The following is a 6,661-nucleotide window of genomic DNA, read 5'->3' as shown; positions in this document are numbered from 1 at the left end:
CCAATAGCCAACAGATACGGCCATGTTCCTGACGCTTTTCATGATAATACCTCAAGCGATTAAGCATCCGTAATATTTTGTTTTGTAACTGCTCTTGTTTAAATTTAATTACGCCTGAATCCATCTGCTTCAGGAAGGATCCTTGATAAAGATGCAACAAGCGATTGCTTAATTCAATGACTAAAGCATCGTTGTTATTTTGTCGGAGTTCATCATCCAGCTCTTGAAAAGTAGTTTCAAAAGCCCAGAGATCTATCCAGCAATGCTTGTCATTTAACGAAATTTTGCCATCACTGACTAACACAGTGGATTTTCCAATCAAATTGCGTAGTCGAAAAATGGCTGTTTTAAGCGCTTGTTTAGCCATGTCTCCATCTGAATCAGGCCATAACACATCGCAAACCTTTTCGCCTGATACATCCTGGCCGCCTAATGCAATAATAGTCAGTAGCAGTTCGATGACTTTTTTCTGACTTTTTCCTTCCTGCTTAAGTCGCTGCCCGTTTAATTCTATCTGTACTTGATTGAAACAATAGATGCGTACCAGCCAAGGCCATTGTTCCAGATGTTTAGGCGGCGGTGGTATTAGAGCATTGACCTGCATCATTCTGATGCGCAAATTTCTCTTCTATTCCGTGTTCTATTGCCAGTAAACATAAGGGTGTAATTACATTGGGCCGCCAGCCCAAAAAAAACTTGATCTGTTCGTGTCTTACCACCTGGAGAAATTGCTTTATTCCAGCCAGAGCCCGTTTTTGATTGTTTGATAGAAATCCGATCCAGGCATCGCTCAGATGGTATTGAAGCTGGTAAATTTTATTCAGCGATTGTTGGTTGATACTGGCAAGCGATAATAATGCCTGTTCTGCCATCTCCCACTGTGCTGTTTCCGCCAATAATTGTGCTTTTAATCCCAGACAACAAACAGTACCGACATTGTTTTTGATGACTTGATTCATTAATAAAGCATGTTCGTTTTGCTCTAGCGCAAGTGATAATTGCCCCCTTAAGGCATACAGCCAGCCCGTGTAAAAATGGAATAACGATAAGACCATTCGTTGTTTAGGGTTAATATCAGTAAAAGTGTTGTCCAGGCTGTTTTGTGCGCTGGCTAAATCGCCAAGACAAATATGGCAACCGACTTGATGTAGTTTGAATATGGGTTTAAGCAAAGGCATCGCGGTTTGTTCCTGAATTTCCAAAGCCTTTACAAAATAAATTGATCCCAAATTGCCATTGCCCTGAAACAGATTGAGAAGCCCGACTAATAAGGCATTGATACTACGCGGCAATAAAGGTAATTTTTCATCGTCGATTGCTGAAAGCAGATAGGGGTTTGAGCACTTCCAGCTTATTGATTTCATGGACCGATAAATAATAGTGACCAAGTTGTGAGCTAACCAAATGCTGCAATGATTTAATCGGAATGATACGCACCCCATATTCACTAATTTTGAGTAGTTTTTGTAACCAATAGTGTTGCGGGTTATAGAAAGCTAATGCCTGCATTGCAATGACAGAAAATTTAATCTTCAATTCAAAAGAGGGGCAATACGGATAATACTCGCGTAAGTCATCAAAGCGCTGAAACCAAATCTCCAGCCGGGAATAATCATCTAAACTGATGATAATAGCTTCCACAGCGAGCTGCCACGACGAATACAAACCGAGTCTATCTTTGGCAAGGAGAAATTGCCGATAGCATTGATCCAGTAATTCGGCAGACCGGTTAGGGTCTAACGAAATTGTTGCTTTAGCATACCAAAACAGTAACCAGGGGTCGTTGGCTAACATGTCACCTGGAAACTGCTGTATCCATGCGATCACTGCCTGTTGTCGGCCTTTACTGATTAACGTTTCCGAGTACTCAAGCAATAAAGGTCTTAAGCCTTCCCAGTCCTGTAATTGCAAGTAAAAAGGTATGGCTTCTTCAATTTTTTTATGCTCTATCAGGATGCTGATTGCGCTACGGTTTAACTCAACCCGCTGCTCTTCGGTAAATAAACTATTAATCCGGTTTTGTAGTAAATCCCTTAATAGGGGGTGATAACAATAGGCAGGGGGAATATCATCCGTTTGGTCAATCAGAAAATTTTTGTTAAGCAGATCATCAAGAATATCACGGGCATTCTGCTCACCCGTTAATGCTATCGCCATGATCACGTTAAAATGGCTAAAAATCGCTGTTTTAGTCAAAAATAGTAAGGATGTTTCATCCAGATTGGATAAGATTTCCGACATTAAAAAACTAAAAACATCCTTTTGTTCTAGCAAAGTGGATATATTTTCAGTCGTTTCGGGTAGCTGCTTTTGTTGAGCAAGCAAGACCAGTGCGGCGGCTCAGCCCTCTGCTTTCAAATACAAGGCAGTAGATACTTGCGCATCAATATCAGGGTTTAACCAGTTGATAAAAGCCGCGCTTTCCATCTCGGTAAAACGTAAGGACTTATTGTTTATATCCAGCAAATCTTCGGTCAAAGATAAACGCTTAAATAAAGCAGCAGGCTTATTTCGACTAACACAGATGATCTGCAACCCTTCTGGCAATTCATGCAAAGCAACCTGCAAAACCTGAAAAAAATCGGGGTCGTTTTCGATTTCCTGACAATCATCAAAAACAAGAGCGGATTCTTTCTCCAAAAGAGCAAATAATTGACGAAAAAAAACACTAGCAAAGGCTTTGATATCATTCGCGCATTCAGCAGTGAATACCGGTAATTTAAAGCGTTTTCGCGGATAGTTACGTTGCGCAGAAAGGGATAGAAAATAAAACAGATCAGCACTGATATTATTGCCGCTATCCATTCGATACCATAAAAACCGAGTTTGTTGTTTTTCGAGCCAACTGCATACCAGTAAGGTTTTGCCGGCACCGGGTGAACCATTAATCCAAACCAACGGCCGATGCAGGTTTTCTGTCAGCAAATCAAACAACCGTTGCCGTTCAAAAACAGTAGGCGCGCCATGCTACCTCACGAAATTCCGGGACTCCTGTCGCCGTAATTCGTTCACCTACGCAGCGAATAGGAGATGCTCCAGCCGCCCTGCGTCCGCCACAGACTGAGCACAAAGCAGCTCAGTCATGGCTACCTCAAATGGCTGTCATGATACCAGTGAATTTGCCTGTGATAGCTTATTTCAATGGTGGGTAAACGAGGGTATTATTCATTATCCTAAAGCAAAATCATTGTTGATCCTTTGCGATGGTGGAGGGAGTAACAGCTCACGGCACTACATTTTTAAAGAAGATTTACAAAAGACTGCGAATGCACTTGGATTGGAAATTAGGATTGCCCACTATCCTCCTTATACCTCCAAGTATAATCCCATTGAACATCGTTTTTTTCCTCATGTGACTCGTGCTTGTGAAGGTGTTGTATTTGACTCGGTTGAAACAGTTAAAACATTGATTTCTAGAACATCAACGTCAAAAGGACTAACAACAATTGTTCACATACTCGACAAAATATACGAGACAGGACGAAAATATGCCGCTGACTTCAAAGAAATAATGCCGATTGTATTTGATACACATTTACCAAAATGGAATTACCGTGCAATTCCTCAAGAATAATTAATATCGGGAAGTTGTTTCGTGCTTATTCCTAAGTTCCTGCTAAAGCTTGTGCTCACGCTTGATAAGCTTGGTATCAAGTTTTTTATAATCCTAAAAGTGAGGATGTAAGAATGATAAAAGTGGCCCCCCAAATTCAGAATAGCTTAAAAAATATTTTTCTCGTTGCAATCATCAGTGGATTCACGCTATCGGTTCACGCAGGCGATCTCCTGGTCAGTAGTTTCAACTCTGACCAGGTACTACGCTATGATCAACAGACCGGAAATTTCATCAAGGTGTTTGCTCATGGACCGGTGACTCCTGAACCCGGAGACCTATGTTTTAATTGCTTTGGAGGACTAACCTACGGTCCCGATGGCAATCTCTATGTGGTCAGTCAGTCCACTCATAACGTCATCCGTTTCGATGGTACCACAGGTGCATTCATTGACACCTTTATCCCTGCAGGAAGCGGTGGTTTGTTATTACCATCGTTTTTGATATTTGGCCCCGATGGTAAACTTTACGTTTCCAGTTTCACCGACCAAGTTTTGCGTTATGATGGCCAAACAGGCGATTTTTTAGACGTATTTGCAGAGGGTAATGGCTTAGACGCCCCCTTTGGCATGGCATTCGGTCCCGATGACAATTTCTATGTAGTCAGCGGCAGGAGTGACCAAGTGCTGCGCTACCATGGCACGACAGGGACTTTCATCGATGTCTTTGCCGCTCACACCAGTTTGCTATTTCCGGCAGATTTGACCTTTGGTCCCGATGACAATCTCTATGTGCCGGGGGCAGGCAGCAGCATGTGGTACGTTTTGACGGGCAGAGCGGTGATTTCATCGATAGCTTCGTTGCTTCCGTCAGCAACGGCTTATCGTCTGTCACCAGCCTGGAGTTTGGTCCGGATAATAAACTCTATGTCCTCGATTTCTTTGCCAACCAGGTTTTACGCTACGATAGCCATACAGGCGCGTTTATTGATGATTTTATCCCTGCCGGCAGCGGTGGACTTAACGGGGCAGTTGCACTTACTTTCGTCCCAAATATTGCGCCGGTACCGACATTGAGCCGCCAGATCGGCACTCCATTTGACGATACCTCCAATACGATTTTTGTCACCGCCGATGCCGTGTGGATTGGCGGGCAAACTGCCGGTACGCTGGCTGGTGAAACCAGCTCTGGCGGGCTTTATGGTTTTGTACAAAAGTACACACTGGGAGGAACCCTGCTATGCACCGATCAATTTGGCACTAGCGGAGACGAAACAGTGACCGGTATCAAGGTTGACGAAACGACGCCTGACTCAGTCTACGTAACAGGCGATACGACCGGTGTGCTTGGCACCAGCTCGCTAGGCGACAGCGACATCTATGTGCGCAAGTACGATAGCGACTGCAACTCACAATGGACCACCCAGTTCGGCACCGACGGCACCGATACTGCAGGCACAAATATCGGTCTGACGCCAGACGGCAGCGGCATTTTCACCAGCGGCATCACCGACAGTGCGTTACCCGGCGAAGTCAATATCGGCGGCACCGATCTGTTCGTGCAAAAACTCAATACTGACGGTAGCCTGGACTGCAACACCCAGTTTGGCACGCTCGGTATCGAATCAGGAGGGCTTGTTCTTAACAGCCCGCTGCTAATGGTAGCAGCAACGACTGTAACCGGTGCGGGTGACACCGACGGCCTGCTCTATCGCTACGATCTAGACTGTAATGCCGTCTGGAATACACAGGTGGCCACCGCTGGAGATGAAACTGTCGGTGGTTTGGGTCTCGGCCCTGATGATGCCAATCCCGTGGCCCTGTTCGTCGGCGGTGATACTAGCGGTGCGTTTACCGACCAGACCAATGCCGGGGCAACCGACTTTTTTGTCCAGCGCTACGATCTCAGCGGCAGCCTGGAGTGGACTCGTCAGTTCGGTACCGTTGCCATTGAGCAAGGGAGGATAGTTTTGAATAGCCCCACGGTCACAATCGGAGGCCAGACCGAGGGCGCCTTCCAGGGTTTCGAAAACGCGGGCGGCACCGATATTGCGCTGCGCCGTTACGACTTCGACGGTAACGAACTGTGGACAACACAGTTTGGCACCGCTGCAGATGACCGCATCCTGGCCATGGCGCACTCTCCGGACTTTAGCAGGACCTATCTAGTGCCTGCACGAAAAGCCATTTTTTTAAAAATGCCCTACTTAATTTAATGAATTATTTTTTAAATTTTGATTCAGCTTCGCTAAAAACTCATCAACTCTTACGAGTTTTATTAGTACAGTGCCGTTTTTCCACTTTTTAGACACACCAAACCCTCAGTAAGATCACTTTCTTAAAAAAAACTTAAGCGGCTTGCTTTTTTTCTTCGGCCAATCGTTGTCGTTCCATGTCCCGTTTGATTGCGCCCACTTTTTGTATATTTCTTGATAATATGGCTAATGCGGTATATCGCTCAAAACCTTCAATTCCATGGTCACGACATTTACTCAATCCATGAACCTGTCGTGCGTTTATGGCCGATTCGACGGCCGAGTGTTTCTTTTTGGCTTGTTTGAATTCTTCGGCATATTCACGCGGCTGATCCTTGATTGATAATTTTCCTTTCTTCGGTAACGTCACTTCATCTAATATCTCTTTTAATCCACTTTGATTACTTTTGCTATGAAAGCCTTTATCAAAGCTGCATGCGTTGAATTCCGAAAATTTTGCTTGAGTCAACTTGACCATTTCAATGGCTACTTTGTCATCGGTTTCTTTTTGCATGACTTTATGATGTAGTATGAATCCATGATAGTCTTCCATAATACAAACGCGTATGCCCAACTCAACCGGCACACCGGCTTTGCCTTTACTGATCCATTCGGTATGCGGTTGAAATAATGAAAATACTTTTTCATCGTGCGGGATGGTTTCTCCCTCAATGACACGTCGTCTAATCTGGTCGACTTGCCGATCACCATGCTGGAGAAATGTTTGCATATCAAGCAATAAGACTTTAGGAAGCTGGTATTTTCCTATCAATAACTCATAACTTTGAGTGATTAGATTCAGGTATTTTTGAGCCAGATCGATATAAATCTGGTGTGCCTTGCAAATCAAATCG

At 44.3% G+C, this 6,661-nt stretch carries 8 protein-coding genes and 1 pseudogene; 3 read left to right on the top strand and 6 right to left on the bottom strand.

What is annotated here, in order from left to right; translation table 11 throughout:
- From CDZ78_RS18745 to CDZ78_RS23925, 5 genes are all read right to left on the bottom strand, one after another.
- The coding region (locus tag CDZ78_RS18745) for an AfsR/SARP family transcriptional regulator (RefSeq protein ID WP_444979220.1) at positions 1-607 on the bottom strand (607 nt) is incomplete at its 3' end.
- Positions 570-1,364, bottom strand: a complete 795-nt coding sequence (locus CDZ78_RS18740) for a hypothetical protein (protein ID WP_140414215.1) — start codon at positions 1,362-1,364, stop codon at positions 570-572. The genes CDZ78_RS18740 and CDZ78_RS18745, both read right to left, overlap by 38 nt.
- Positions 1,306-2,325 carry a winged helix-turn-helix domain-containing protein gene (locus CDZ78_RS18735; RefSeq protein ID WP_087871335.1) on the bottom strand — a complete coding sequence of 340 codons (1,020 nt, stop codon included), beginning with the start codon at positions 2,323-2,325 and terminating at the stop codon, positions 1,306-1,308. The genes CDZ78_RS18740 and CDZ78_RS18735 overlap by 59 nt, the downstream gene beginning before the upstream one ends.
- Before the next feature lie 15 nt (positions 2,326-2,340).
- On the bottom strand, positions 2,341-2,925 hold the full coding sequence (locus tag CDZ78_RS18730) for a P-loop domain-containing protein (protein ID WP_167374406.1): 585 nt from the start codon (positions 2,923-2,925) through the stop codon (positions 2,341-2,343).
- A gap of 19 nt (positions 2,926-2,944) precedes the next feature.
- Complete coding sequence (locus CDZ78_RS23925; RefSeq protein ID WP_280175605.1) at positions 2,945-3,070, bottom strand: hypothetical protein; 126 nt, start codon at positions 3,068-3,070, stop codon at positions 2,945-2,947.
- A 12-nt stretch (positions 3,071-3,082) separates the two neighbouring features.
- On the opposite strand from CDZ78_RS23925, the gene CDZ78_RS18725 reads away from it, so the two are divergent.
- The 3 genes from CDZ78_RS18725 to CDZ78_RS18715 all read left to right on the top strand — a co-directional run bounded on the left by CDZ78_RS18725 (position 3,083) and on the right by CDZ78_RS18715 (position 5,768).
- A complete protein-coding gene (locus CDZ78_RS18725) occupies positions 3,083-3,574 on the top strand; it encodes an ISAzo13 family transposase (RefSeq protein ID WP_087871333.1) in 492 nt (163 codons plus the stop codon).
- A 113-nt stretch (positions 3,575-3,687) separates the two neighbouring features.
- On the top strand, positions 3,688-4,629 hold the full coding sequence (locus CDZ78_RS18720) for a Vgb family protein (protein WP_087871332.1): 942 nt from the start codon (positions 3,688-3,690) through the stop codon (positions 4,627-4,629).
- A complete protein-coding gene (locus CDZ78_RS18715) occupies positions 4,626-5,768 on the top strand; it encodes a hypothetical protein (protein WP_087871331.1) in 1,143 nt (380 codons plus the stop codon). The genes CDZ78_RS18720 and CDZ78_RS18715 overlap by 4 nt, the downstream gene beginning before the upstream one ends.
- A gap of 133 nt (positions 5,769-5,901) precedes the next feature.
- Here the strand turns inward: CDZ78_RS18715 and CDZ78_RS22385 are convergent.
- Positions 5,902-6,661 (bottom strand): annotated as a pseudogene (locus CDZ78_RS22385) (ISNCY family transposase); the annotation flags it as partial.

The organism is Bathymodiolus platifrons methanotrophic gill symbiont (assembly GCF_002189065.1).
In the GTDB taxonomy this organism is placed as follows: domain Bacteria; phylum Pseudomonadota; class Gammaproteobacteria; order Methylococcales; family Methylomonadaceae; genus Methyloprofundus.
Note: the sequence above shows the minus strand (reverse complement) of the source record. Positions and strands in the feature narration are given on the sequence as shown.

Excerpts from the sequence above, each read along its gene's own strand:
- CDZ78_RS18740 (WP_140414215.1), bottom strand. The coding sequence starts at position 1,364 with ATGAAATCAATAAGCTGGAAGTGCTCAAACCCCTATCTGCTTTCAGCA.
- CDZ78_RS18725 (WP_087871333.1), top strand. The coding sequence starts at position 3,083 with ATGGCTACCTCAAATGGCTGTCATGATACCAGTGAATTTGCCTGTGAT.
- CDZ78_RS18720 (WP_087871332.1), top strand. The coding sequence starts at position 3,688 with ATGATAAAAGTGGCCCCCCAAATTCAGAATAGCTTAAAAAATATTTTT.